The organism is Mesorhizobium sp. M2E.F.Ca.ET.209.01.1.1 (assembly GCF_004010375.2).
Lineage (GTDB): Bacteria > Pseudomonadota > Alphaproteobacteria > Rhizobiales > Rhizobiaceae > Mesorhizobium.
Map to the genome: position 1 here is coordinate 19260 of NZ_SADP02000027.1, position 26606 is coordinate 45865.

General features: G+C 62.0%; 19 protein-coding genes. 4 read left to right on the forward strand and 15 right to left on the reverse strand.

What is annotated here, in order from left to right:
- Positions 1-43: 43 nt before the first annotated feature.
- The 3 genes from EN852_RS31045 to EN852_RS31055 form a co-directional block, all read right to left on the reverse strand.
- Positions 44-427 (reverse strand): VOC family protein, encoded by a 384-nt coding sequence (locus EN852_RS31045; RefSeq protein WP_127879765.1) that lies wholly within the window; start codon positions 425-427, stop codon positions 44-46.
- Between the two features lie 179 nt (positions 428-606).
- A complete protein-coding gene (locus tag EN852_RS31050; RefSeq protein ID WP_127864669.1) occupies positions 607-1287 on the reverse strand; it encodes a redoxin family protein in 681 nt (226 codons plus the stop codon).
- A 19-nt stretch (positions 1288-1306) separates the two neighbouring features.
- Positions 1307-4606, reverse strand: a complete 3300-nt coding sequence (locus EN852_RS31055; RefSeq protein WP_127879767.1) for an adenylate/guanylate cyclase domain-containing protein — start codon at positions 4604-4606, stop codon at positions 1307-1309.
- Positions 4607-5001: 395 nt separating this feature from the next.
- On the opposite strand from EN852_RS31055, the gene EN852_RS31060 reads away from it, so the two are divergent.
- On the forward strand, positions 5002-7890 hold the full coding sequence (locus EN852_RS31060) for a trifunctional glycosyltransferase/class I SAM-dependent methyltransferase/polysaccharide deacetylase (RefSeq protein ID WP_246694466.1): 2889 nt from the start codon (positions 5002-5004) through the stop codon (positions 7888-7890).
- Positions 7891-7935: 45 nt separating this feature from the next.
- On the opposite strand, the gene EN852_RS31065 is transcribed toward EN852_RS31060, so the two are convergent.
- The 3 genes from EN852_RS31065 to EN852_RS31075 all read right to left on the reverse strand — a co-directional run bounded on the left by EN852_RS31065 (position 7936) and on the right by EN852_RS31075 (position 11066).
- A complete protein-coding gene (locus EN852_RS31065; RefSeq protein ID WP_127879771.1) occupies positions 7936-9321 on the reverse strand; it encodes a hypothetical protein in 1386 nt (461 codons plus the stop codon).
- 51 nt (positions 9322-9372) lie between these two features.
- Complete coding sequence (locus EN852_RS31070) at positions 9373-9897, reverse strand: GNAT family N-acetyltransferase (RefSeq protein ID WP_127879773.1); 525 nt, start codon at positions 9895-9897, stop codon at positions 9373-9375.
- Between the two features lie 176 nt (positions 9898-10073).
- Entirely contained in the window at positions 10074-11066 is a 993-nt protein-coding gene (locus EN852_RS31075) for a hypothetical protein (protein WP_246694467.1), read from the reverse strand.
- A 34-nt stretch (positions 11067-11100) separates the two neighbouring features.
- Between EN852_RS31075 and EN852_RS31080 the strand changes: the two genes are divergently transcribed.
- Positions 11101-12516 (forward strand): adenylate/guanylate cyclase domain-containing protein, encoded by a 1416-nt coding sequence (locus EN852_RS31080; protein ID WP_127879775.1) that lies wholly within the window; start codon positions 11101-11103, stop codon positions 12514-12516.
- Positions 12517-12537: 21 nt separating this feature from the next.
- On the opposite strand, the gene EN852_RS31085 is transcribed toward EN852_RS31080, so the two are convergent.
- The 8 genes from EN852_RS31085 to EN852_RS31120 all read right to left on the reverse strand — a co-directional run bounded on the left by EN852_RS31085 (position 12538) and on the right by EN852_RS31120 (position 23568).
- Positions 12538-13017, reverse strand: a complete 480-nt coding sequence (locus EN852_RS31085) for a class I SAM-dependent methyltransferase (protein WP_127864662.1) — start codon at positions 13015-13017, stop codon at positions 12538-12540.
- A gap of 211 nt (positions 13018-13228) precedes the next feature.
- Positions 13229-14410, reverse strand: a complete 1182-nt coding sequence (locus EN852_RS31090; protein WP_127879777.1) for an ABC transporter permease — start codon at positions 14408-14410, stop codon at positions 13229-13231.
- On the reverse strand, positions 14407-15405 hold the full coding sequence (locus EN852_RS31095; RefSeq protein WP_127879779.1) for an ABC transporter permease: 999 nt from the start codon (positions 15403-15405) through the stop codon (positions 14407-14409). The genes EN852_RS31090 and EN852_RS31095 overlap by 4 nt, the downstream gene beginning before the upstream one ends.
- Positions 15406-15407: 2 nt before the next feature.
- Entirely contained in the window at positions 15408-17306 is a 1899-nt protein-coding gene (locus EN852_RS31100) for an ABC transporter substrate-binding protein (protein ID WP_127879781.1), read from the reverse strand.
- Entirely contained in the window at positions 17303-19198 is a 1896-nt protein-coding gene (locus EN852_RS31105; RefSeq protein WP_127879783.1) for an ABC transporter ATP-binding protein, read from the reverse strand. Before EN852_RS31105 ends, EN852_RS31100 begins: the two co-directional genes overlap by 4 nt.
- Positions 19199-19343: 145 nt before the next feature.
- Entirely contained in the window at positions 19344-20684 is a 1341-nt protein-coding gene (locus EN852_RS31110) for an adenylate/guanylate cyclase domain-containing protein (protein WP_127879785.1), read from the reverse strand.
- A 266-nt stretch (positions 20685-20950) separates the two neighbouring features.
- Positions 20951-22294 (reverse strand): nucleotide sugar dehydrogenase, encoded by a 1344-nt coding sequence (locus tag EN852_RS31115; RefSeq protein WP_127879787.1) that lies wholly within the window; start codon positions 22292-22294, stop codon positions 20951-20953.
- 113 nt (positions 22295-22407) lie between these two features.
- A complete protein-coding gene (locus EN852_RS31120) occupies positions 22408-23568 on the reverse strand; it encodes a DUF3095 domain-containing protein (protein ID WP_127879818.1) in 1161 nt (386 codons plus the stop codon).
- Between the two features lie 92 nt (positions 23569-23660).
- On the opposite strand from EN852_RS31120, the gene EN852_RS31125 reads away from it, so the two are divergent.
- Together EN852_RS31125 and EN852_RS31130 are read left to right on the forward strand one after the other, a co-directional pair.
- Positions 23661-24749 (forward strand): glycosyltransferase family 4 protein, encoded by a 1089-nt coding sequence (locus EN852_RS31125; protein ID WP_127879789.1) that lies wholly within the window; start codon positions 23661-23663, stop codon positions 24747-24749.
- Entirely contained in the window at positions 24746-25501 is a 756-nt protein-coding gene (locus tag EN852_RS31130) for a polysaccharide deacetylase family protein (RefSeq protein WP_127879790.1), read from the forward strand. The genes EN852_RS31125 and EN852_RS31130 overlap by 4 nt, the downstream gene beginning before the upstream one ends.
- A 200-nt stretch (positions 25502-25701) precedes the next feature.
- Here the strand turns inward: EN852_RS31130 and EN852_RS31135 are convergent, their stop codons facing one another.
- Positions 25702-26556, reverse strand: a complete 855-nt coding sequence (locus EN852_RS31135) for an MBL fold metallo-hydrolase (RefSeq protein WP_127879792.1) — start codon at positions 26554-26556, stop codon at positions 25702-25704.
- Between the last annotated feature and the right edge of the window lie 50 nt (positions 26557-26606).

The following is a 26606-nucleotide window of genomic DNA, read 5'->3' on the forward strand; positions in this document are numbered from 1 at the left end:
TCCCACCTCCGACGGCGTGGTCGCGAAAGCGACAAACCGTTCCTTACAGGGCTTCGTAGAGTTCCAGCGGCAACCCATCCGGGTCGCGGAAAAAGGTAAACCGTTGGTCTGTATATGGGTCGATCCGGATTGGCTCGACGGCAACGCCGGCGGCTTCCAGGCGCATAATTACGGGGTCAAGATTCGCGACGGCGAATGCCAGATGCCTGAGGCCTGTCGCCTCTGGATGGGACGGCCTCGTCGCTGGCGCAGGGAAGGAGAACAATTCCAGCTGGACGGACCCGATCCGCAGATCCGCCTTCCATGATTGCCGCTCTTCCCGATAGACCTCCCGGATCACATCGAGGCCGAGGAGTTCGACGTAGAACCGTCGCGACCGCTCGTAGTCGGTGCAGATGAGCGCGACGTGGTGAATAGCGTTCAGCATGCCAAGGACTCTAGCCAAGTTAGGAGGCGCCGCACAGACAACGGCAGGTCCGGAGGACGTGCAAGAACTGTTGATTCAATAACTGTTTGATCTCGCAACCGCATAAAGTAAAGCTTCGACCGCGTTCAAAGACGACAGAAGGCATTGCCGCTTTTTGTTCGGGTACCTCATTCGCAAGTCTATTGGGCGACTTGCGACACGGCCGACATCAGTTCCTGCGGGCTTGGCGCCGCAAACATGTATCGCCCGCCCTCGGGGACTTCCGTGAAGCTCCAGCGGACGATCCCCTGTCGGTCCAGCAGGAACTGACCGATCAGTTGTCCGTGTCCCGTCGCCATCATCTGCTCGTCGGCTTCGGTCACTTCGTAGTGGTCCTTCTTGTCGAGGAATTCGCTGGCCGCAAAAGGATCCATGGGACCGGGCAGCTCGCCTGGTATGTCGACCCGCATATCCTTTGCCGCTGCCATCGAGACCTTGTACGGCCAGTTCGTCTCGTCTTGGGTGAATTCGAGATTGGGCAGTCCAAAAGCACGATGCGAAGCGCGTTCAGGGTCGGAGGCCGCAAGCAGATTCGGCATCGGGTGGTAACGGAAATAGAGACGCGCCCGCTCGATCGGCGTGTTGACCACCGTCAGGCTCCCCACGCCCTTTTCGCGCAGCTCCGAATCAAGCCGCGCCTGGGCGGCGATATGGCGCCGGCAGAACGCGCAATGCAGACCTCGAAACAGGCCGACCAGCACCGGTTTTTGTCCGCGAAAGTCGTCAAGCGCAATCTTGCCATCCTGGGTGATGGCGTCGAGCACCACGTTCGGCGCACGGTCGCCCGGTTGAAGCGGTATCAAGTCAATGCGCGCTGACATTGCCAACCTCCCACCCCGGCTAGTCGAGAAAAGGCAGCACCACAAGCCCTTCCGGGTCGAGCCCGTGCTGGGCGCAAATACCCTGCGCCAGGGAAAAGTAGCGTTCGGCCTCGGCCAGATTGTCGAGGTCGAGATTGAGCGTTGCGAGGCCATCATAGCACGGAAACAGCTGTTGGGGCTCGCCCGTTTCGCGGGCTACGTCCAGCGCTTCGTGGAACAAGCCAATCGCGAGTTCCGGACGGCCGTTGCACTGGTGGATTTGCCCAAGCACGATCAACGGCACCGGCAGATGCTCGCGCTGGTCGAGCGCCCGGTCGATCTCGATGGCCTTCTCGGCGGCAGGCACGCCCTCCGTCGGACAGCGATCCGTGAAGGTACAGCAGGCTACCGCCAGATTGGCGAGGAGGCGCGCCTGGTATCCCAAATCACCAATACGGCGCGCCACGTCAAGACCGCGCCGACAGACCTCCATCGCCTTTGTCGGGTCGATGGTCGTGTAAAGCACGCCGAGATTGGTGTAGCCGCGGCAAGCCGTGCCCAGTAGACCGGCGGCTTCGGCTAATTCGATGCTACGCTCGACCTGGCCGACGGCTTCGCGGTCTCGTCCAAGGCGTGCTAACGCGACAGCCTTGGTATTGAGCGCCTCGGCGGTCACGAGAGTGGCATCACGCCCTACCTCGGAGACATGCTCGGTCGTCAGCGTGCGGACGCAATCCAGCGCCGCGTCCGCCCATTTTGCCGCGAGCGCGTTGTCTCCGCTACGGAACGCCTGTCGGCCACGTTCTTGCCACAGATGCGCCTGCTCGACCGGGGCATCCGCTCCATCGAGCAGCGCTGCCGCTTCGGCGTAGCGCGATTCCGAGTTGTCCCGCTTGCCGACGTCCCAGAGCAGCCGACCGATCTTACGCAAAACCCGCGCCGAAGCGACACGATCGGCCGACGCGCGATATGCCTGCAGCACCGTCTCGTAGTGCCGGTGCGCGACGTCGCGGCGGCCTAGCGGGCCGCTCAAGTCGGCAATGCGCTCTGCGATTGCCAGTTTGAGCGGTGTTTGCCCTGTCTCGCCCAACGCAGTCAGCGCTCGCTCGTAGAAACGAAGGGCATCGTCGTTGGCGTATATCATGCGGGCACGATCGCCCGCCGCCTGCAGGTAATGCGCGCCCCTCTCCCGCTCGGCGCTCTGTGCGAAATGATGACCGAGCGCGGTCAAATCCTCGAGCCGTTCCGGCTTGTCGCCGCACAGCTGCTCCAAGGCAGCACCGACCCGCCCGTGGATATCGGTCCGGCGTTGCAGGAGCAGGTTCTGGTAGATCACGTCCTGCAGCAACGTTTGCGTAAAGCGGTAGCTTTGCGACGAGATCGAGCCTGATCCTGCAACTTCCTCGATGATTTCCGCATCGCAAAGCAGTTCGCAGCCGGCCTCCAGCCGGCCGGGGTCGACTGCCACGGCTTTCAGGAGCGTGGCATCGAAGCGCGGCCCGATTACCGCGGCTTCCTGGGCCAACCGGCGCACCTCCGGGGGTAGCCGGTCGACGCGGGCCAGCAACATTGCCTGGATAGTGGCGGGAATACCGGTTGCGGCCTCGCCTGCCACAGCCCGCCATCGCTGGCCCTCGCGCACCAGGACACCGCGATCGATAAGGCCGCGGACGATCTCCTCTATAAAAAGCGGATTGCCGCCCGCACGCTCGAGGATCTGGTCGACAAGGCTGCCTGTGGAGCTTACCCAGCTCTCGCCGAAAAGCGCCGCCAGCAGGCTGCGTCCCTCATCACTGTTGAGCGGCGATAGCCTGAGCGCCGTGTGGCTGACCCGACTTGAGTCGAGCTGGTCGTTGTCCGGCGCCGGACGATGCGTCACCAGCAACATCAATCGCGTGCGTTCCAACCTGTCCATCACGAAACGCAGTGCCTCGAGCGACGCGGCGTCGGCCCAGTGCAGGTCTTCGACGACAATCAACAGCGGCGATAAAGCAAGCCGCCGTTCGATGATTGTACGGACTGCGTAGAGAATTTGCCGACGCAACTGCTCGGGCTCGACATGCTGCAGGGTGGCATCGGGGTCGCCAAGGCCAAGCACATGGTAAAGCAGAGGCATCAGGCGCTTCGCCTCCTCGCCCTGCAGGCCAAGATCGTCGAGCAAGCCTGCGAGCTTGCCCCGCATTTCCTCCCCATTGTCGTTCTGCATCATCCCGGCAGCGCTGCGCACCACCGCGCCCAAGGCGCCAAATGATTGTTCCCCCAGCGGTGAGCACGTCACCTGCCGCACGGCGACGTTGCGAAAACGATCCTCGTCGCCGACGCGGGCGACGAACTCCTTCACCAGCCGCGATTTCCCGATACCGGCTTCTCCGACAAGGCGGACAAGCTGGGCCGAGCCGCCGCACGCCTGGTCAAGGCTCGCCAGCATTCTGTTGAGCTCCGCACCGCGGCCTATCATCGGCGCGCTGAGGCCGAGCGCCTCGAGCCCACGCGCCGCACGCGGCGTCGCAAGCGGAGCATCCAGTCGATGGACAAGCACACTGCCAGCCTTGCCGCGAAGCACGACATCGCCCAGCGACTCATATGAGAACGCATGCCGGGTCAGCCTGTGGGTGAGCTCGCCGACCAGCACCTCACCCGGTGCGGCCAGCGATTGCAGGCGTTGCGCCGTATTCACCGTGTCGCCGGTCACCGAATAGGATTTGGCGGTGCCGATGCCCAATCCTCCAGTAACGACCGGACCAGTGTTTATGCCGATGTGGAGTAACAGAGGCGAGCCGGAGTGGGAGGTGCTTTCGCCGAGCCGCGCCGTCCGGGCGATCATGTCGAGAGCGGCGCGAAGCGCACGTTCCGGATCGTCCTCATGCGCGACCGGCGCACCGAACAAAGCGAGCAGCGCATCGCCTATGAATTTGTCGACGAAACCACCAAAGTTTCGCACGGCCGCCGTCAATTCCTTGAACAAATCGTTCTGCAGCGCCTGCATGACCTCTGGGTCGAGCTGCTCGCTGAGCGTCGTGAAGCCGCAAAGGTCGGCGAACAGGACCGTCACCGTTCGGCGATCGGCGTCAGAGACGGGATGCGGCCCGTCTTCGCTTTCAATGTTCGCAAGCAGCGACGGAATTCGAGAAGGCGGCACAATGGTCCGGCTTGGCGTCGGAGCGGGCCGTTCGACGGCCTTGGCGGGTGCACCGACGCTGGCCCCACATTTCGGACAGAACTCGAAATCAGGTGCGCAGAGGTAGCCGCAACTGGCGCATGGCACGGGCTGGCGCTTGCCACACTTCGGACAGAAGGCGAAACCGCGCTCAACCTCGAAACCGCAGCCCAAGCAGTCCATGGAACAAGACCTCACTTGCGGCCGTGACGGCGTGATCTCGCTACGCGCTTCACGGCCAGGGTGCTCACAAGGATGAACCGATCGCGGCCGACCAGCAAGCGGCTGCGCAATTTGTCTCGCCTCGGCGCATCGATTGCGGCTCTGGGCGGTCACGAGCGCTCGCCATTCAAGCCTGTCTTCAGGTCTCTTTTGCCTGCCTCCAATCCACCTCGATCTTGACAGGGCGGTGCTGCCATCCGATGCCGTTATCCCGTTTGAGACAGTCGCCGACTCTTGCCAAAGAAAACCAAAGCTCGATGAACCAGGAAATCGCCGGCTATTTTTCGGGACCCTTGTTCTTCCTTCGAACCAGGCGCGGGTAGGACGGCGTGGCACATAAACCCCTGGTTTCAATCGTGGTGCCCGCGCACAATGCGGAGGCGACGCTGCCGCGCGCGCTGGATTGCCTGCTCGAACAGGAAATAGCGGATTGGGAAGCGATCATCGTCGACGACGCCTCCACGGACCGCACCCCCGCGATCATCGCCGCGTATGTAGAGCGCGATGCCCGGTTTCGGACGTTGACCTCTTCCGCCAACAGCCCCGCCCGCGCGCGCAACAGCGGGACTTCGACAGCGCGCGGCCAATGGCTGATGTTTCTGGATGCCGACGATTGGGTGGATGCCAGCTTCCTCGCCAAAATGCTGGCCGCGCTGAAAACCGCTCCCGATGCGGTGGCCGCCTATTGCGGTTCCCGGCGTGTGATGCCCGACGGCGCGCTCACCCCGGCGAGCATCTCGCCGGAGGTCGCGGTCCAGCCCTTCGAAACATTCGCTCGCCGGTGTCCCATCCGCACGCACGCGCTGCTGGTCGACCGGGAGACTATCGTCAAGTTGGGCAGTTTCGATGCGTCGCTGCGCACTTGCGAGGACTGGGATCTGTGGCAGCGCCTCGCACGTCTCGGCAAAAATTGGGTGATGGTCGACGAGCCGCTCGCTCTCTATCGGGTCAGCCCCAAGGCTCTCTCCCGCGATTCGGCGCAGATGCTGGCAGATGCGGAAATCGTCATCGCCCGCGGCTTTTCTCCTGATCCCAGGGTCAAACACCCGGCATCGGCTCACGCCAATGGGGCGATCGAGGCCAACGGCGGCACCGCTGCCGAAGCACTCGCGTGGTCCGCGTTGTGGAACGCCGCGTCGGATTGCGGCCGAGGCTCGCTCTCGATCGACCCGCAGTCCCTGCGCGCGCTCCCGGCAGGACGCAAATGGGCGCGTGAGATCGCCAAGGTGGTCCTCGATGGCCTTATGGAGGGAAGCCTGTCGGTGCCGGAGCAATTGGCAGCCAGGTGGGACAGGTTCGGCGGCGCCCTCACCGAGTTGACCGTCGAACTCGGCAAGCTCCGCGGCGATCCCGGAGCGGGTCGCCGCGTCCAGTATCACCTTGAGCAGATGCTTCTCGACGCCGACGACCTTGCCGCACCGCGCAAACTGGGGCGGACACTCGGAATTCGCGTCGACGCTCGAAATCCGACCTCGACCGAACTTCCGGAAGGAATCGATCAAATTTATGCCTATCTGATGATGAAGGGCCGGATCGAGGCTCGCGTCCAGTTCGGCGCGCTCGGGAGAGTGACAAGGCGTCATTGGATTGAATTGATCCTGAATCTCGTGCCCCCTCAGCAGCTTGCGCCGCAAAAGGGCGCCGGTGCCGACATGTCTGCGGCCGAGGCGTTGTCGTCCACAGCGGAATCCGATCGGGACAGCCACTTCGGCAAACTCGCGCGATTGGCCGCTGAGGCGCAGGAACTGGTTCGGTCGAGCGCCGAACCTGCAGAGCCCCTTGCGGCACCGCGCCGAAAACCGGCCGTGGATGACCACGACAATGATCGCACGTCGTTCTGGAACCGCCATTTCGCGACCGAGGATCCCTGGAACTACGGTTCGCCCTATGAGCAGGAAAAATATCAGCGGCAGCTCGAAATTCTGCCTGCCGGTCCCATCGGACGGGCGCTTGAGCTGGCCTGCGCGGAGGGTCACTTCACGCGGCAGCTGGCGCCGCGAGTAGGCCATTTGACCGCAACCGACATCTCCGCCATAGCCGTCGGGCGGGCGCGTGAGCGTTGCGGCGACCAGCCGAATGTCGAGTTCGGAGTCCTGGATTTCGCCGCCGACGCGCTGCCGGGTGAAATGGATCTGATCGTCTGTTCGGAAGTGCTCTACTACCTGGATGATCTCGCGGAGTTGCGGCGCATCGCCAAGAAATTTGTCGAGGCCTTGGCGCCTGGCGGCAGTTTCATCAGCGCACACGCATTCGTGCTGCGCGACAATCCTGAAAGGACGGGCTTCGACTGGAACACATTCGGCGCGCAAGCGATCTCAGAGACGCTGGCTGCGGCCGAAGGCCTCGTCCTCGAGCAATCGATTGAGACCGAGCTCTATCGCATAGACCGTTTCCGCCGTCTGTCGCCAGGCGAGGTGGCGAGGGAACCGATGATCGAACATGCGCCAATCCGCGCGCCCGTGGGAATTGGGGTCGCGCGAAACATCGTCTGGGGCGGGGCGCGGGCCTTGCGCCGCGACGTCGCACGCAACGAGCGGCGGCAGCGTATCCCTGTCCTCATGTATCACAGCGTCGCCGACGATGGTCCGGCCGCCCTCGCCCGTTTTCGGTGCACGCCCACCGCATTCGCCAGCCAGATGGCATGGCTGCGCGCCAATGGCTTCCACGCGATCAGTTCCGAGCAGCTGGAACGGTTCATCGCCGACCGTCAGCCTTTCGTTGGCCGCCCGGCGCTCATCACCTTCGATGACGGCTTTCAGAACTTTGCCGACCATGCCTGGCCGATCTTGCGCGCGAACGACCTGACCGCGGAAGTGTTCCTGGTGACGGACCTGGTGGGTGAAAGTGCGATATGGGACGCCGCCAGCGGTCCGCCGACGCCGCTTATGGACGCCGGGACGGTTCGGCGCCTCGCCGGCGAAGGTGCATTCTTCGGAAGCCATCTGGCGACGCATCGCGCGATCGATGGTCTGTCGACTTCCGACCTGGCCGCCGAGCTCCTTCGCTCTCGTATGTTCATCGAACGATGGACCGGGCGGGCAATCACGACGTTCGCGGCACCCTACTCGGTCACCGATCGACGGCTTGGCCGACTGGCCAGGGAGTGCGGCTATCGAACCGGCTTCGGCGGCAGACACGGGCCGGCCGACCTCGATTGCGATCCCATCGACCTTCCGCGCATCGAGATTCGTGGGGATCGCTCGCTCGATAACTTTGTCACCATTATCGAGGCCGTGCTCGGATGAAGCGGCCGGCGCGCTGATAAGCCCCGTCGCTTCCGGTTATGCGCCTCAGCTCGCCTTGATCGCTGCCTTGCCGATCTTGCGCCATCGGGCGTTTTCGCGAACCAGTTTCAGGTCGTCGGTCGTCTCGGCAAATGTCCGCAATCGGTATCGCCGGAGCAGGTCCGGAAAGAGCGCCCCTTCCGGCAGGCCGGCCAGTTGCTCGCGGACCGAGATCTTTTCATCGATGACCCGCGTGCCCCAGGCATTTTCCCGGGTCTGCAGCTCCGCTGCCAGATCGCGCTCTTCCGGCGCGTTTTCGTCCAGCGCAGCCAGCAGGATCGAGTGGAAGAGCGCGACATAGCCAATCTGTCTCAGGCCGCCCACGACCCGCACCCGCGGCAATATGGCAAGGACGAGGAACATCAGGAACAGGTTTGGCAGCAGCACGCCGTCCAGCAGCGCCTGCCTGAGATGCGGCCGCTCGAACGGGATGGAAAGACCATGCGGCCTGTCGGGCTCGATGAGGTGCCCATTGTCGAGGACGAGCCTGCGCACGCGCTCCTCGCGGATGCCCCAGAAATAGTCCGTGGCATTGGGCAGGAATCTGCCAAATGGGCTCGAAACGGCCTCTTGCAAGGCACGGTCGAGACGCTGGCGTCTTGCGGGCTGGGTGAGCAGCCTGGAAAGAAGGCTGCCGTCATTTTCCAGATGCCGGGCCATGGCAGAAGCGGCGAGCCGATCGTCGATGAAGACGGGAACGGCCATGCCGGAACGATCCCAATTGGCGACCAGATCCTCGTTGAGGGCCGTCAGCGCATCGGCGGCGGTTCCAAACACCTTGTCCTGGCTGGCAAGCAGTGTGCCCCGCCAGCGGCTGCCATCCGTTTCATCGCCAACCGCTTCGAGCGCACGCTTGTTGAGGGAGACAGGACCGGCCACGCAGACGCTCTTGCGGCACAGTTTGTGACGCCCCAAGCCAAACAGGTTGACCTTGTCGTCGCCGACATCGAGCCATCCCGGCCCCTCCCGGCCAATAGTCTCCATGGTCATCGTGGTTCCCATGAAGCCGAAAAAGGCCGACAGCCCGTTTTCCACCGCGCCGAGCCAGGCAAGCAGCAGGGCATCGAAGGTAATCCGATCCATTAGGAGAAGGCAGTGCAGGCCGGATTGAATCACCGGTCGGTGCTCGAACTCTTCGAGGACCTTAGCGACCGCCTCAGGCTGCATAATTACATCGAGGCGCTGACGCAGGACGTCGCGCAGGATCGAGCGGGCGGCGATCGCCGGGCCCGATACAGGCCTTGCCACCGGCCGCCACAGATGGCGGGCGTAATCGGAAACCGGTGCATTCCAGTTCTGCTCGATGTCGCGCACGACTTCCGGGCAGAGCAGCGACAGCACGGCCAGAACTTCCATCGGAGGCGTAGGGCTTGGATCAAAGGCGGCGGTCATTGGTCCCGTCTAGCCGCATCTTGGTGCAAACGCCAAGGGAAACAGCGGTACTTAGAACCGCAGTCGGGCCATGCTCAGCAGGTCGTGGTACTGCCCGTCGGTGAAGCCGGCCTTCACATGCCGACCTTCGACCTCGAAGCCGCGGCTCGAGTAGAGACGGATGGCCGGTTCGTTGTCGGCATAGACGGTCAATTCGACCCGCTTCAGGGCCCGCCAGTTATCGGCCACGTCGAGCAGCGCGCCGAGTATGGCAGAGCCGATGCCCTTGCCGACAAAGGCATCGTCAAGGCCGATATTGATCTCGCCGACATGCGAACGGCGCGGCGAGCCCTGCACGACCAGGTTGCCATGGCCGACGACCTTGCCCTCGACCTCCGCAACGATCCATGTGGTTTCCTGGCCGGATTTGGCGATGCGCCGCTCGACTTGCTCCGCCCTCTCGAAAGGCATCCTGAGCGTGCCCCAGCGGAAGCCAGGCATGTTGAAGATGGCGCAAAGCGCCTCCGCATCGCTTGGCCGGACGGCTCGGAGCTGCGGTTCGATTTTCTCGGAGGATGGCGAGGTCGTGCTGGTCATGGCGTTCCCGGCTGGAGCAATTCCAGGAAAAGTGTAAGCGGTTTTCCGCCCGCAATTGCGTCAGAACAAAGACATAGAGCAGTTCGCCGGTTCCTTTGAAACGGTGAAATGCTCTAACGCGATCGGCCCGGCACGATGCACCGGACGTCACCCGAAATTCCAGTCGTCTGTACAATCTATGATGCCGATTGCGAGCCAAAATATCGGGAGGCCGCGTAGAACTTGAAGACGCCGCTGATGCCGATCCAGCCGAAAAAGGCGAGCCAGCATAATGTCTTTGTTGCCGTCCAGTCGATCCGGTGCACCGCAGCGTCGGTGATGACCAGGCCAAGGATGGCAAGCAGGCCAACCAGAAACTGCGCCAGGCCGAGCACCAGCAGTTCCTCGCGCGGAGCGTTTTTCCAAAGGAGATATACGCCGCCGGCGCCGGCGAGGAAGATGGCGCTGTAGACCTGGGCGTGGAAGGGATCGACCGGCCATGGCCAGCTGCTGCTGACCACCCGGGGAAACAGCAACATGCCGACGCCGTATAGCCCAAGGATCGCCGTTTCCGTTGACATATAGCCGCGCCATGCGGGGGTTAAGGCCACTCCTTTTGCTGAAGGACGGGCCCTGGCACGCCACAGGAACAGCCCGGATACCGCGGCCGAGGCAAGATAGACCAGGAACCAGAGCCAGGCCGCTTTTCGTTCGAAGTTGAAATAGCCGAGATTGATGAACGAAGCCGCCGACACGATGACGGTGAAGATGAAGGCCATGACGAGCACCAGCCTGCCGGGCGACCAGCGATTCCAGAACAAGAGCGCCGCCATTACCGCCATTTCAGCGGTGTAGAAGCCGCCGAGGAAGCGGGCGCTGAACGGCGTGACGGGCCAGGGCCAGCGCGGCTTGACCAGCGCGGGCGCGAAAAACAGGCCGGCGCCCACGATCAGGACGATGATGACAACCGCGGAGAAGAGGCGAAGGGCCCCTGGAAACGGCGGATTGTCGGATTTCGGCATGGGAAAGAGCCTCAAAGATCGATGCCCATGCGCCATCATAGTGCCGCTTGGAGTGGGAGAAAATCCGTCAAATGGAAATCGACCGTCGCCGTGTTTGTCTATTCGAATTGGCGGTACGGTCGGTTTCGAAGTAAAATGCATCATTCGGACCAAGCGCGGTCCGGTCAACGCGCCCCTGGGCGCATTTTCCGGAGCCTTTACGATGAACGAAGCTCAGGATCTGTTCTCGCTTCTGCGGCAATCGAGCGATGTCGATCCGGTGGCGATCGACGCGATCAAGCGCACCATCGCGGAGGGCGATGACCGCGAGCTGTGCCGCATCAATGTGCCAGCCTTCGCCAGCAAGCATGGTCTCGACGAGGAGCGCGCCATAGGCGCCTTTCTCCACGCGGCACGGGTGGGCATCTTCGACGTCTCCTGGAATGTCCTGTGCCCAGGCTGTGGCGGCGTGCTCGACACCAACGCCACGCTGAAAACCGTGCAGAAGGACGAATATACATGCGCGCTTTGCGCCTCGGGCTATTCGCCGACCCTCGACGAGATGGTCGAGGTGACATTCACCGTCAGTCCCCGCATACGCAGGATTGCCGCCCACAATCCGCATGAGCTGCCGCCGCTGGAATATTTCCGGCAGATCTATTGGGCGTCCGGCGTCGATCTGCCCGATGAAGATTTCGCGAAAATCATGGAAGATATCACGCTGGAGGACATCGAGCTTGCGCCCGGTGAAAAGGCGGTTCTGCCCGTACAGCTTCCGTCCGATTTCATCATCGTCTTCGAGCCGGTTACCCATTCGGTGCAGTTCATCGACGTGAAGGGTGAGCCGACAAAGGAGCGCCGAAGCCTTTCCTTGGTCTTCGACCGCGACCATGTCCAGAGCCAGACGCTGGAGATGCAACCTGGGCCGTTGCGCATTTCGTTGGAGAACAGGACCGACACACGCGTGCTGCCGACGGTTTTCATCGCCGGCCAGGGTTTGCACGATTTGCTGGGCAGGCGCCGGCCCTTCCTCACAGCCAAGCGCCTGCTCACCAACCAGACGTTCCGCGATCTCTACCGCACGGATACGCTCGACATCAACCAGCGCCTGAAGATCACCAGCCTGACCTTCCTGTTCACCGACCTGCGCGGATCGACCGCGCTTTACGAGCGGGTGGGCGATCTTTCGGCCTTCGATCTCGTGCGCGCGCATTTCCAGGTTCTGCACGAGATCGTCGCGGCGGAAGCAGGCGCGGTGGTGAAGACGATCGGTGATGCGGTGATGGCGACCTTCGCGACGCCCGATCGTGCGATTGCCGCGGCCCTCAGGATGCGCGATGCCATGCGTGCGCTCAACGACAAGAGCGGGCGCGAGGATCTGCTGCTCAAGATCGGAGTCCATGCCGGTCCCTGCATCGCCGTGTCCATGAACGAGCGACAGGACTATTTCGGCCAGACGGTCAACATTGCTTCGCGGGTCCAGAACCTTGCCAACGCACAGGCGATCTTCGCCACTCATGCGGTGGTCGACGACAATCTCACCGCCGATCTATTGCACAGGAAGGCGCTGACGCCCGTGCCCCACGAGGTCTCGCTGCGCGGCATTGAGCGGGAGATTGCTGTCTATACGATCCCCTGAGACTTAGGCCGTCTGGACCTCTCACACCCGCCTATAGATAAAATAACGATCGGCGGGCACCGAAGGTGGCGGCGGAAGGCGTTGCAAGTGCGGGTGATCGAGCGGAGTGCCGCTGACGGCGATGCCGCCGACGCGAAGCAGGCGCGCGGTCAGGTCGGGAAGCCAGGTAGCGGTCACTGCGTCGCGATCTTCATAGCCGGTACCGATGTCGGCATGAACAAGAGCGGCGTCGATGCCAATGAACCTGATCGCCGTCTCGCGTATTTCGCCGAGCACGAGGTTTTCAGCTTCGGGAATTGAGCTGGAGTGGGCGGCCAGTGCGCGGTCGAACGCCACGATCCGGCGTCCGGGCAGGCGCTCGCGCAGATGATGAAACGTCCGGCCATTGCCGAGGCCGAGCTCGAGCACGGGGCCTTCGATGGTCGCCACCTGCGCGCAGACTTGATCAAGAATGTCGCGCTGCGCGGTCAGCCTGCGGATGAAACTCTCGAGGCGGCTCATTTGCGTTTGTGTGTCCTGAACCAGCTCAAGAGGATCGGCAATGCCCGGGACCGAAACGGTTCGCGGGTGAAACCCGAGGGCGATGTATTGAACCCCGATCGAGCCTCGCGGCATATAGAGGCGAACGATGAACACTGCAACAACCGAACAGACTGCCGACAAGGATCATGCCGGATGGGGTCGGCGGCCCAGCGTAAGGCGCAACGCGATGTCACTTGTAGGGGTCTGCGGCGTCCCGCAGGCCGTCGCCGAGGAAGTTGAACGCCAGGATGACGAGAATGACGGGGAGGATCGGCAAAAGTAGCCATGGATAGAACGCAATCACGCTAACGCTGCGCGCCTCGGTGAGCAGGATGCCCCAGCTGGTTATCGGCGCCCTCAGGCCGAGCCCGAGGAAGCTCAGCGCCGTCTCGCCCAGGATCATGCCGGGGATGGAGATCGTCGCGGTCGCGATCAGATGCGACATGAAGCCGGGAATGAGGTGCCGCCGGATAATGCGGCTGCTGCTGGCGCCCATCAATTGCGCGGCCAGAACATAATCCTCCTCGCGCAGGGCCAGAAGCTTTGAACGCACGGCCCTTGCCAGCCCGGTCCAGTGGAGCAACCCGAGGATGACGGTGATGCCGAAATAGATCAGGATCGGACTCCAGGTTATCGGCATGATCGCCGCCAGAGCCAGCCATAACGGAATGCTGGGAATCGATTGCAGGACTTCGATGATCCGTTGAACGATCAGGTCGAACATACCGCCATGATAGCCGGCCAGCCCCCCGATGATGATGCCAAGGACGAAGCTGAAACCGATGCCGACAAGGCCGATTGTCAGTGAAATGCGTGCGCCGTAGATGATGCGCGAGAGCACATCGCGCCCCAGCCTGTCAGTGCCGGCCAGAAAGAGCTGGCCGTTTTCGGCAGGGCAGACAAGATGCCTGTCACCTTCGATCAGGCCCCAGAACAGGTAACTGTCGCCCTTGCAGAAGAAACGGATCCGCTGAACACCATCCTGCTTGTCCGTATAGTTCCGCTTGAGCGTGTCCATATCCAGTGTCATCTGGCGGCCATACACGAACGGCCCAACAAACTGGCCGTTGTGGAACAGGTGCACCCGCTGCGGTGGCGAATAGATGTAGTCCATGTTTCGCGTGTGCAGATTGTAGGGCGCCAGGAACTCGCAGATCAGTATCCCAAGATAAAGCGCTGCCAGGAATATCCCGGATATGAGAGCAAGCCGGTGCCGTCGGAATTTCCACCACATCAGCCGCAACTGCGACGCCTGGAAGACTTTCGACTGCTCAGGCGTCATCGCCTCGACCGACTGCAGGTCAAAGGGCGCGATGGAAACGTAGTGTTGCAGCGGGGCACCCGGAGCGGGCAGCGGCGATTGCGTGTTCATTTGGTGCTGCCGCCCTGCAAGCGAATTCGTGGATCAAGCAGCGCCAGCGCCAGGTCGGAAATCAGGACACCGATGACCGTCAGGAAGGCGAGGAACATCAGGAACGACCCTGCCAGATACATGTCCTGGCTTTGCAGCGCCTTGATCAGCATCGGCCCGGTCGTTTCCAAAGACAGCACGATCGCCGTGATTTCGGCGCCGGAGATGATGGCCGGCAGGATGGAGCCGATGTCGGAAATGAAGAAATTGAGCGCCATGCGCAGCGGATATTTGACCAGCGCCTTGAAGGGATGGAGGCCTTTGGCGCGCGCGGTCACGACATATTGCTTGTGCAGCTCATCGAGCAGATTGGCGCGCAGGCGCCGGATCATGCTTGCCGTGCCCCCGGTGCCGATGATCAAGACCGGGATCCAGAGATGGGCGAGGATCGACTTGGCCTTGGCCCAGCTCATCGGCTCGGCAAGATATTGCTGGTCCATGAGATGGCCGATGGACGTGCCGAACCAGATGTTGGCGAAATACATCAGGATCAGCGCCAGCATGAAATTCGGAATGGCAAGGCCGAGAAGGCCGAGGAAGGTCAGGCCGTAGTCGCCCCAGCTGTATTGATGCGTGGCGGAGTACATGCCGATCGGAAAGGCGATGAGCCAGGTGACGATGATCGTGACGAAGGAAACCAGCACGGTCAGCCACATTCGGTCACCGATGACATCGCGAACCGGCAGCTCATATTCGAAGGAATAGCCGAAATCGCCGTGCAGCATTCCGCCGACCCAGTAGAAGTAGCGAATGACCGGCGGCTTGTCGAAACCATACTCCTTGCGCATCATCTGGATGCGATCGGAATCCACCGCTTCGCCCTGGGCCCGAAGCTCGGAAACATAGCTGTCGAAATAGTCGCCCGGGGGAAGTTCGATGATCGTGAACACCAGCGCCGATATGATCAGCAGCGTTGGAACCATCACAGCAATGCGCCAGACAATGTATCGAAGCACGCTCAGGACTCTCCAAGCCAGAATGTGTCCATCAAATAGACACCGAAATAGGCGGTCGGGTCGTAGCCGTAGAGCGCCTTGTCAGGCAGATTGCGCAGTCGCGAGGACGCCAGAATCGGCTGATGCGTTCCGTTCACCGTGCCGATCGAAAACACCTGATCGGTGTAGATCGACAGCATTGAATTCCAGATTTCGGCGCGCTCAGTGGCTCCGGTTGAAGCGTTCCAGCGCTTGAGCAAAGCCATCAACTCGACAACAGGCGGAAGATCGGGCGCCTCGCCGAGCGTGCCATGGGAGAGGTAGTGAGCACCCCAGAGCGGCCATTGCAGCTGGTCGTCCATGGTGGGAGCCAACTGGTACGGATTCATGTCGGCGGTCGGCACGCCATTGTCGATGCCCGACCATATCGACATCATGATCTCGCCGCCAAGCGCGCGGCTGCGGAAGATGTCGCGCTGCGAAGTCCGGACGAACAGGGCGATGCCGATCTGGCGCCAGTGATCGGTGATGAGTTCGAGCGCGTCGGTTTCCAGTGTGCTTTCGCCGGCCGTTTCCACGATGATTTGCGCCGGGCGTCCATCGGGAAGGATCCGCAGGCCGTTATCGTCGCGCCCTTTAAGCCCGACCTCGTCGAGCAGAGCGTTGGCCTGGTCGGGATCATGGGCGACCCAGGCTTTCGCGAATTCCGGCCGGTAGAGCGGGCTCTCCGGCAGGACGGTATCGGCACTTTCCTGAGCCAATCCGTAGAACACGGCCAAATTGATCTCGCGCCTATCCACTGCGAGCGAAAGCGCGCGGCGCACGCGTACGTCGCGAAGAAGGCCACGCCACACCGGGTCGGCACAATTCAGATTGGGCAGCAGCGCCAGCCGCGACCCCTGGGTGCGTTTCCACAGATGCATCTTCACCGGGTATCGCTTCTCCGCATCCTTCAGGAAGGAGTAATCCGCAAAGTCGATTCCCATGCATTGCAGGTCGCTCTCGCCCGCACCGGTCTTGGCGGAAATGATCGCCGACGAGCTGACATTCAGGACTACCCGGTCAACATAGGGCATTTGCCGGCCATTCTCGTCTATTCGATGAAAGAACGGGTTCCGCTCGAAGACGAACTGCTCGGCCGGCGGCTTGGTCCGGTTCTGCCAGGGATCGAGCGTCGGCAGTTCCGGGTTCTCCGGGCGATACTGGCGCGACATGCGGATATGCAGGAGCGTCCATTTCTTGGCCCTGTTCTCCTCCATCAGGCCGGCGAGCCGGAATGGATCCTGATATTTCTTGTGGAACTGCTTGAGATAGGCGGCCGGCAGAACAAGCGATAGCGGCGAAGCGGCAGCGAGCTTGGGCAGGAAGTCGGGATTAGGCGCATCCCAGCTATAGCGGACCGTCAACGGATCGACGATCTCGAAGCGTGGCGGCTTGCCGTCCGCCAGCAGGGTCGGGGGGAGCCCGCCTTGCGTAAGCTCATCGTTCAGCCAGACATCTTCCCAGCAATAGCGAAAATCCTCCGGCGTCAGCAGGCTGCCGTTAGACCATTTATGTCCTTCCCGTATCTTGAAAGTGAAGACGCGATCGTCCGCCACGTCGAAACTTTCGAGAATGTCGGGTTGCAGGTTGAGCTTTTCGTCATAGCCGACCAGGCGAGCATATCCGTAGATGGTCATCATCCGGATATCTTTCTGGCTGCCGATGATCGTGCGCAGCGTGCCGCCATACTGGCCGGGCTGCCGGCCCATAGCAGCGAGGTTCAGCACGCGCGGGCTCTTGGGCAGGCGTTTGGCGAGTGCCGGCAGCGCCAGGGCCCTCAGCAGCGGCTGAAGAAATTCCGGCTCCAGATCGCCGGCGCGCACAGTGCTCGGCACAAATGCCGAAGCCATGAGTCCAAGGAGGGCGCGCCGGCTGATCAAGGGCGTAGCTCGCTGACATCGGCCGAACGTCGGGCCAGCACGAGGTGGCCGCCGCCAAGATCGAGCGGCGACAGCATATCCTCTTCGCCCTCGTCGCGGAATTGCGGTCCCCAAGCGCTGGTATCGGAAGCGCCGCTGAGCTTCAGCGTCTTGAAATCCATCGGCCTGTCGAGATCGGGGAAAGGTACCGCGGCGACCAGTGAGCGGGTGTAGGGGTGGATCGGTTTCCTAAGCAGAATCTCGCGCGGCGCAAGCTCGACGACGCGCCCGCCGCACATCACCGCGATGCGGTCTGCCATGTAATCCACCACCGCCAGGTTATGGGATATGAACAGGTAGGTGAGGCCCAACTCCTTCTGCAGGTCCTTCAGAAGGTTCAGGATCTGCGCCTGGACAGAGACATCGAGCGCCGAAACCGGCTCGTCGCAGATCAGCAGTTCAGGCCCCAGCGCCAACGCGCGCGCGATGCCGATACGCTGACGCTGCCCGCCGGAGAAACTGTGCGGATAACGCTTGATGAAGCGCGGATCGAGCCCGATTGCCTGCATCAGGCTCTTGACCGTGGCTAACCGGGACGCGGCATTGCCACGTTGATGGATTTCCAGCGGCTCGCTCAAGATGTTCTCCACCGTCATGCGAGGTGAAAGCGACGAAACCGGGTCTTGGAAGACCATCTGGATTTTCGCGCGCAGCATGCGCAAGGCCTCGCCCTCGCCTGCCAGGACGTCGATCGGTCCATCGCGGCCGTTGAAGATCACAGAGCCGCCGCTAGGAGTGACAGCGCGCATGAGGATCTTGCTGACGGTGGTTTTGCCGGAGCCGCTTTCGCCGACCAGACCCAGGCACTCACCCCGCCTGATATCGAAGCTCACACCGTCGACGGCGCGAACAGAGGTTTGATGATCCCCACCGAACCATCCGGACTTGCGGATGGTGAAGGTCTTTGTCAGATCCCTGACCGACAGCAGGATGTCGTCCGGCCCCTTCGATGCCGGCGCGGTCTGCTTGCCGAGCAGGTTTCCGACATTCACCGGCACCTCGCGCAGCGCCTTTAGCCTTTCGCCAGGCTTCAGGTCGAAATGCGGAACGGCTGCCATGAGGCCCTTAAGATAAGGATGGCCTGGCCGGCGGAATATCGCCTCGACGGGTCCCGCCTCCATGATCTCGCCATGGTACATGACCACCACCTCGTCGGCGACATTGGCGACCACGCCGAGGTCGTGCGTGATCAGCAGCATCGCCATGTTCAGCTTGGTCTGAAGCCCGCGCAGCAATTGCAGGATTTGCGCCTGGATGGTGACGTCCAACGCCGTCGTCGGCTCATCGGCGATCAACAGGGCGGGCCGGCAGATAAGCGCCATTGCGATCATGGCGCGCTGACGCAATCCTCCCGAAAGTTCGAAGGGATACATGTCATAGGCGCGCTTGGGATTGGGGAATCCGACAAGGCTGAGCATTTCCTCGGTCCGCGCCCTGCGCTCCGCCCGAGCCATGGGCGTATGAATCTGCAGGGATTCGCTGACCTGGTTGCCGATCGTGTGCAGCGGCGACAGCGATGTCATCGGCTCCTGAAAGATCTTGCCGATGCGGCTGCCTCTCAACGCCCGGATTTCGGGCCCGTCACGCGGCATCTTGAGGATATCCTGCGTCGTGCCGGGCTTTTCAGGATCGGAAAACAGGATCCGGCCACGAACATGGGCTGTGTTCGGCAAAATGCCCATCACGGCTTGGCTGAGAACCGATTTTCCGGAACCTGACTCGCCCACAAGCGCGGTAACCTTACCGGGCAGGACGCGAAGATTTGCGCGCCTGACGGCATGCAACGGCCCCCCCATGATGGCAAAAGAGATGCCAACGTCTTCGATCCGCAGCAGATCGACACTCGAATTCATTCTCACACCAGCCCCACTCTGGCAGCTCCAGAAAGCGAGACTAGCGCATTGCCAGCGCAGAGCAACTTGGATTCGAAGCGGTCGCCAGTTGCGGAACCTGCGACCGAACTGGCTACCAAAGGCGATCGGGCCAGATCGCGGCGGTTTACTGGAGCTTACTCGGGTCGCCCGCCGCCATCCGCGCGGCATCGCGATGAAGCAGCATGACCTGCTCGGCGTCCGATCTTCGGCCGTGAATCGGCTCCGGCGCACCGTCTTCATCGGGTGCGAGAGCTCCCGACAGATCGGGTGAAAGCACCGTCAGCTTCTGCTTGATGCCAGCCAGTTCCTCGTGGCCGAGCGTCAGCCAGCTGTTGGCGCCGCAATAGCCGGCGAAGTCTTTGCTGGCCAGAACGCTGTGCGGATATTTCTTGGTCAGGGTCTGCAGGCGCTGAACCTCGTTCACAGCCGAGCCGAAGACAGAGAATGTGAGCCGGTCGGTAAGCCCGACATTGCCGAACATCACATTGCCGACATGCAGGCCGATACCGAATTTGATGTCGGACAACCCCTGCTCCTTTCGGCGCAGGTTGAGATCCATCATGCGCGCACTGGCCTTGTGCGCGGCTGCAAGCGCAGCCTGGCAGGCGATCTCTGACTGCGAACGGTGCCTTTCGCAAGGGTAGACGGCAATGAAGCCATCACCAATGAAACTCATGATTTGCCCGCCGTTGCGATTGAAAGGTGCGGCAACGGCGTCGAAAAACTGGTTCAGCGTATCGATATAGACTTCACGGCCGGCGGTTTCGGCAAGCCTCGACGACCCACGCATATCTCCCATGACCAGTGCGGCCCGGATTGTATCGCCCTCGCCGCGCTTGATCTGGCCGTCAAGCACGCGCCTGCCAGCGTCGCCGCCGAGATAGGTGGTCATCATGTTGTCGGCGAGCTTGGTCAGCACCGCCATCTTGGTGGCGATAGCGAGATGGCTCTGGATGCGCAGCAGCGCCGAAATCATGCTGTCGCTGAAGCCCGCGGCGCTGTCGGTGGACCAAGACCCCATCATGCCCTGACTGGCGTTGCCGCTGAAGGGATGGACGAAAGCCATGTAATCGGTGATGCCCATAAGCCGGAGGTCATCGAAAACAGGAAACTCCGACACCACCGACGGGTCGAGCCGGCGTCGCAGATGGTCGAGCTTATTGCTGAGCAGATGGTAGTATGGGCTGGTCAGGAATCTCTCAGACGGCACACCGGCCTCCTTGCGGAAGCCTTCCACTTCCATGCCCTGGCCGCGAACCCAGGTGAAGCCAAGCGCGTCATAAAGCGGGTGAAGCATCGAGAAGCTCAAATGCACCCGCTTCAGCGGCAGGCCGGCAGCAGCCAGCCGTTCGCAAAAGCCATTTACCAATGTTTCCAGGTCGTTGCCCGCCAGCGCCGATTCGTTCAGCCAATCGGCAACCTTATCCATGAGAATGGTGGAAATTTCTGCGTACGATGTGCTCATGCTATCTCGAAACCCGTCGGAAGACGGAACCATTATCCTCTGATCTGTCATAACACAGTCCGTCAACGACCCAACGATAAGACACCCGAAGTCAACAAGGCCGGCCTCGACGGCAAAAGCGGCGAAGAATATCCCGGATGACTATCCTTGCGGCCAAGGGGAAGGCGTAAATGCATCTGTATTCCGTGGCGTTATGTGGCGAGTCAGCCGACGGAGTGCAACCACGATCCTGACACTGCGCAAGAAATTCGCCGGCTCAGATGCCGTCAGGCCTTCACCACCGTCTCTCGGTCCAGCCCGAGGCGGCCAAAAACATTGCGCGTGTCGACGATCAGAGGGGCGTGATCAGCGATAGTCTGATAGTCGATCGCGTCGTGGTCGGTTGCAACGACGACAGCATCGAAATCCTTCAGGGCCGCCTCGGTCAATTCGACCGAGCGGCGCCCCTTGATCGCCATATGCTCCCGTGTGGTCGGTATTTCGGTAACATGCGGATCGTGGAATTCCGCCTTGCCGCCCCAATCCTCGATGAGTTCAATGAGCCGCAATGAGGGGCTTTCGCGGATATCGGGCACATTCTTCTTGTAGGCGAGCCCGACGATGAGAATGCGCGAGCGGCTGAGCGCCTTGCCGCAGCGCCGGTCCAGCGCCTTCGCCAGTTCATCGACCACATGACGCGGCATGGCCGTGTTGATCTCTGCCGCCAGCTCGATGAAGCGCGTCGGCAGTTCGTATTCGCGCGCCTTCCACGTCAGGTAGAAGGGATCGATCGGAACGCAGTGCCCGCCAAGTCCAGGGCCAGGATAGAACGGCATGTAGCCGAAGGGCTTGCTCTTTGCCGCCTCGATCACCTCCCAGATGTCGATGCCCATCGCACCCAGCACGACCTTCAACTCGTTGACGAGAGCTATGTTGACCGAGCGGAAGATGTTTTCCGTCAGCTTGACCGCCTCGGCCGTCGCCGTGGTGGAAACCGGAACGACGGTCTTGACCACGCCATGGTAGAAAGCCTGCACCAGCGTCGCCGCTTCAAGGCCGTCGCCTGCCACGACCTTGGGGATCGTCGCGACTTCGAAGCTGCGGTTGCCGGGATCCTCGCGTTCGGGCGAGAAGCCGAGGAAGAAGTCTATCTTCGACCGCAAGCCGGTTTCTTCCAGTATGGGCTTGATCACGTCGTCGGTGGTGCCGGGATAGGTGGTCGATTCGAGCACGACGAGCTGGCCGGGACGCAGATGCTTGGCGATGGTGACTGCCGTGTTCCTGACAAAGGAGAGATCCGGCTCACGGTTTTTCGTCAGCGGTGTCGGAACGCAGATGATGATGACCTCGCAGGCGGCCAGTTCCGCAAAATCCGCAGTGGCGCGGAACCGTCCGCTCGCCACCTGGCCGGCAAGGGCTGTCGACGTCACCGCCTCGATGTAGGATTGGCCGTTGTTCAGGCTCTCGACCTTGTGGGCTTCGATGTCGAAGCCCGACACCGGGAAGCCGGCGCGTGCGACCGCAATCGCCAGCGGCAATCCGACATAGCCCAGTCCGATCACGCCGACTTGCGCGGCGCGCGTCGAAATCCGGTCTAGAAGATGGTCATATATCGATCGTGAGGCGTCCAAAAATCTGCTTTCCCGTCAATTCGGACAGGCTGTCCGTTCCATGGCGAGGCTCATGAGGCTCCAGGGACCATGGCCGAGGCATATTGCGGAAGATCGGTTTCCGCAAGCCGTCATCAAACCGGCACCTTCGACTTCAGGCTTGCGGCAGCCATCGCATAGCCACCGGCACCGCCATCGATGAAATGAAGGTGATCGCGCTGCAGCGGCGAAGCGACGAGGCATGTCATCAGGGCCGATTTCTGGCGGTGCAGGCCATAGGTGCAGATGCCCGCCTCTTCCGCCTGTTTCAGCCGGTTCTCGATCCGCTGCGACACATTCGCGTCGACGTCGATGGTCATCTTCAGGCCGTCGTCGAACTTCCGGAAGTCCGAATTGCTGGCCACGTCGCGTTTGTAGACCTTCGGATCGAAACCGCCGATCGTCCAGCCACATCTGTCGGTGACAGCCGTAAGCGTCATGAGGAACACTACCCACAGCTTCGTCAGCCACCGCCGTCCAGCCGGCGCCGTGGCCCGCGCCTCGAGATCGAGACCGGCGGGCAGTAAACTGTAGGCCGGCCCGTCCGGCGGTACGGGGTGGCCACCGCGCTCCTGCCTGCCGGCAAGGGCGATGATGTCGGAAACCAGCAACTGAAAGCCGCGCAAGTCGCGCGACGCCCGCGGTATGGCTATGATCGAGACGATTTCGCCATGCCGGGCTTCGATCGGGTTCCAGCGGCAGGAGAGGCCGGTCAGATCCGGCCGCGCGCCGGCCGGCGCGGGATCGATGCGGTAGCGCCCCGCTTTCATCTCGGCTTCCGCCCAACTGCCGCCACCGCCGGCGAACATGGCATAGAAGACCGCTTCGGAGGCCTGGAACCTCGCCACGCGAACGTCGAGTCCTTGCGCTCTTATATCCCTTATCGGCACGATTGCGGTGCGCAGGGCCAGGTCCAGTTCGTCCGCCACCCATCTCTGGACAGCGGCAAGCGCGTTGCGGGCGATCTCCAGCGCCGAGCCGGGAAACGCCACGAGCGCGCCGTCGCCGCCGAAGACAAAGGGAAAATCTTGCCGGCCCAGCGCATTGAGCAGCGCCGAAATGACGCTGGCGCCGGCCATATTGACGGTTTTATAGCGCCCAGCCTCGATCGCCTTTGTCGAGCCGACGATGTCGGCCGTGGCCAGCGCCCAGTCATCGGGAAGAGGCCGATAGTTGTCGATATCGGCAACGCTTTCGAACTTTGCGAAGACCGGCAGAGAAGCGACAAACGGGTCGGACGCGGCTGCTGTTTCCATGGGCATCAGATAGCATATTCCACTGCTGAAGGGTGAAGTCGATCATGCTTCGAAATTGACTCGCGCCGGCTTTCCGATGATAGGGTCCGGCGATGCGAATTGCCTTCTACGCACCGCTGAAGTCACCCAATGATCCCGTTGCCTCCGGCGACCGCCAGATGGCACGGACGCTGATCAAAGCGCTGCAGCACGTGGGGCATAGCGTCGAACTGGCATCCGAATTGCGCTTCTATCTACGCGAACCGGAGCCGAAAAGTTTCGATGCGCTCAAGATCGAGGCCCGAGAGGAAGCCGCGCGGCTGACCAGGCTTTGGGATCGTGACGGCAAGCCCGATCTCTGGCTCACTTATCATCCCTATTACAAGGCGCCCGACCTGATCGGGGCCGAGCTGGCGGCGGCCTTTGCCGTCCCCTATGCGACGGCGGAAGCCTCCTATTCGAGACGGCGCAATGCCGGTTTGTGGGCAGATGCGCAGGCTTTGGTGGCGCGAGCCGTCGAACGGGCGGCGCTGAACATCTGCTTAACGCAAAGGGACCGCGAGGGACTGGCGGATGCGGTACCCGGCGCCACTTTCGGCATGCTTTCGCCCTTCATCGACACATCCGCATTCCGTGAAACGCCGGCACGGGGTTCTCCGACACGGCTCGTTACCGTCGCCATGATGCGCTCGGGCGACAAACTCGAAAGCTATCGCATGCTGGCGCAAGCGCTCGGTTCGATCGGTCACCTGCCCTGGACCATGTCGGTCGTCGGAGACGGGCCTGCCCGTGACGAGGTCAAAGCGCAATTCGCCGGCTTGCCCGCCGACCGTATCGAATGGCTTGGCGCGATTGAGCCGGCCGCCGTGCCGGATGTCCTCTACAGCGGGGGAATTTACGTCTGGCCGGGTTTCGGCGAGGCCTATGGCGTTGCCTATCTTGAAGCGCAGGCCGCCGGCCTTCCGGTGGTCGCTCAGGACATCGCCGGCGTGCCGGAGGTCGTGCGCGATGGCCAGACTGGGTTCCTCACTCCGCCGGGCGATGTGACGGCGTTCGCTTCAGCCATTGAAAGGCTTCTGGCCCGTAACGACGAAAGGACCATCATGGCCGCAGAAGCCAGACGTTTCGTCCTCGAAGAACGCTCCCTCGGTGCTGGGGCAGCGCGTCTCGCCGAACTTCTTGCGAAGCTCCCTGTTTCATGACATCCGACGAGATCTGGCAACCCTTGGTGGAAGAACTGGCGCGCTGGCGACGGGCGGACCGCAAGGCAGAGTTCTGGCTGCGCGACGATGACGCCGTGGATCCGACGCCTGCGCTTGACCGGCTGCTCGACCTCACCGGTCAATTCGCAATTCCGGTCACTCTGGCCGTCATTCCGGCCCTGACTGATGGGAAGCTGGTCGCCCGGCTTGACGAGGCGCCGCATGCCACGGTCGCCATCCATGGCTGGGCGCACCGAAACCATGCGTCGGAGGGCCAGAAAAAGCAGGAGCTCGGCCCGCATCGGCCACGCGAGGCGGTGCTCGATGATCTGGCTCGCGGTCTGTCGCGCATAACCGGCCTGCACGGCGCACGTGCCGTTCCGATGCTGGTGCCGCCCTGGAACAGGATCGACGCCGGCTTGGTATCCGAGCTTGGATCGATGGGATTTGCAGCATTGTCGGTCTATGGGCCGCCGAAGCCGGCTTCGCTGGCGGTCGTCAACAGCAATGTCGACATCATGGACTGGCATGGCACGCGCGGTTGCCGCGATCACGGCATATTGGTCCAGACCATCATCGCGCAATTGCGGCACGCATTCGACGGCGGCGAACCGGTCGGCCTGCTCACCCACCATCTCGTACACGATGAATCGGCCTGGCTTTTCCTCGAACGGCTGTTCACGGTCACCGCACAGACTGAAGCCTGCGCATGGCTTCCGATCAGGACATTGATCGGGCGCGGCGCCGCTTAAGCATGTCTCCCGAAAGTGGGAACCGGTTTCGGGATAAAGACATGCGCAAAATCAAAGTTCCAAAGCGCATGGAGCGAATCCGAAGGATCGCGACGCGCTTTAGAGCAATTCCAGGAAAAGTGTGAGCGGTTAGGCTCGGCGCCTTCGCCGTAGCCTTCCGTCCGGAATTGCGTCAAAACAAGAAGATAGAGGAAAGTAGCTCAGCGCGCTTTGTGTGATAAGACTGGAAATTCAAGCGTCTGGCCATCCCGCGCGGCAAAAGCGCCGGCAAACCTGTCCTTGGCCAGTTTCTCGATCTCGTCCAGTTCCTCGTCGGTGCGTGCCGGATCGTGGTGGATCAGCGCAAGCTCCCGCGCACCGGCCGCCTCGCAGAGCTTGATGCCCTGTTGCCATGTCGAGTGCCCGTTACCGCGGTAGCGCTCCATTTCCTCCTCGGTATAGGTGCAATCGTAAATGACGAGGTCGGCATCTTCGATCAGGCCGAGCACCGCCTGATCGAGCTTGCCCGGCTCGTGTTCGGTGTCTGTGATCACCGCCACGACACGGCCGCCCCATTCGACCCGATAGCCTATACAGCCACCGGGATGGGTGAGACTGCCGGTCCGGATCACCACCCCTTCGCGCGGCCTAAGCACGTCTCCTGATACGAAATCGCGGTAGTCGAGGCTTGCCTTGCAGACGTCCAGTCTCACCGGAAACCAAGGCGGCCGCATGAACTCATCGACAATCTGCCGGGTCGTCATGCGTCCTGCAAGATGCCCGGACCAAAGCCTGACTTTGACGCTGCGGTCGTAGATCGGCTTAAAAGCCGGCAGCCCGATGATGTGGTCGTAATGGCAGTGGGTGAAAAACAGGTCGAAATCGGTAACGCCCGACGCCCGAAGCGCTCGGCCGGCAGGCGGCAGGCCAGAGCCCGCGTCGAAGAGAAGCGTATGCTTACCGCATCGCATCTCAATGCAGATCGTGTTGCCGCCATAGCGAGAGAATTCTGGCCCCGATACCGAAATGCTGCCGCGCACCCCCCAAAACCTGACCAGGAAAACGTCGTCCTCCATGCTGCTCCTTCGCGGTCCAGTCGCCCATGCTAGCCGGAGCCATCACGATG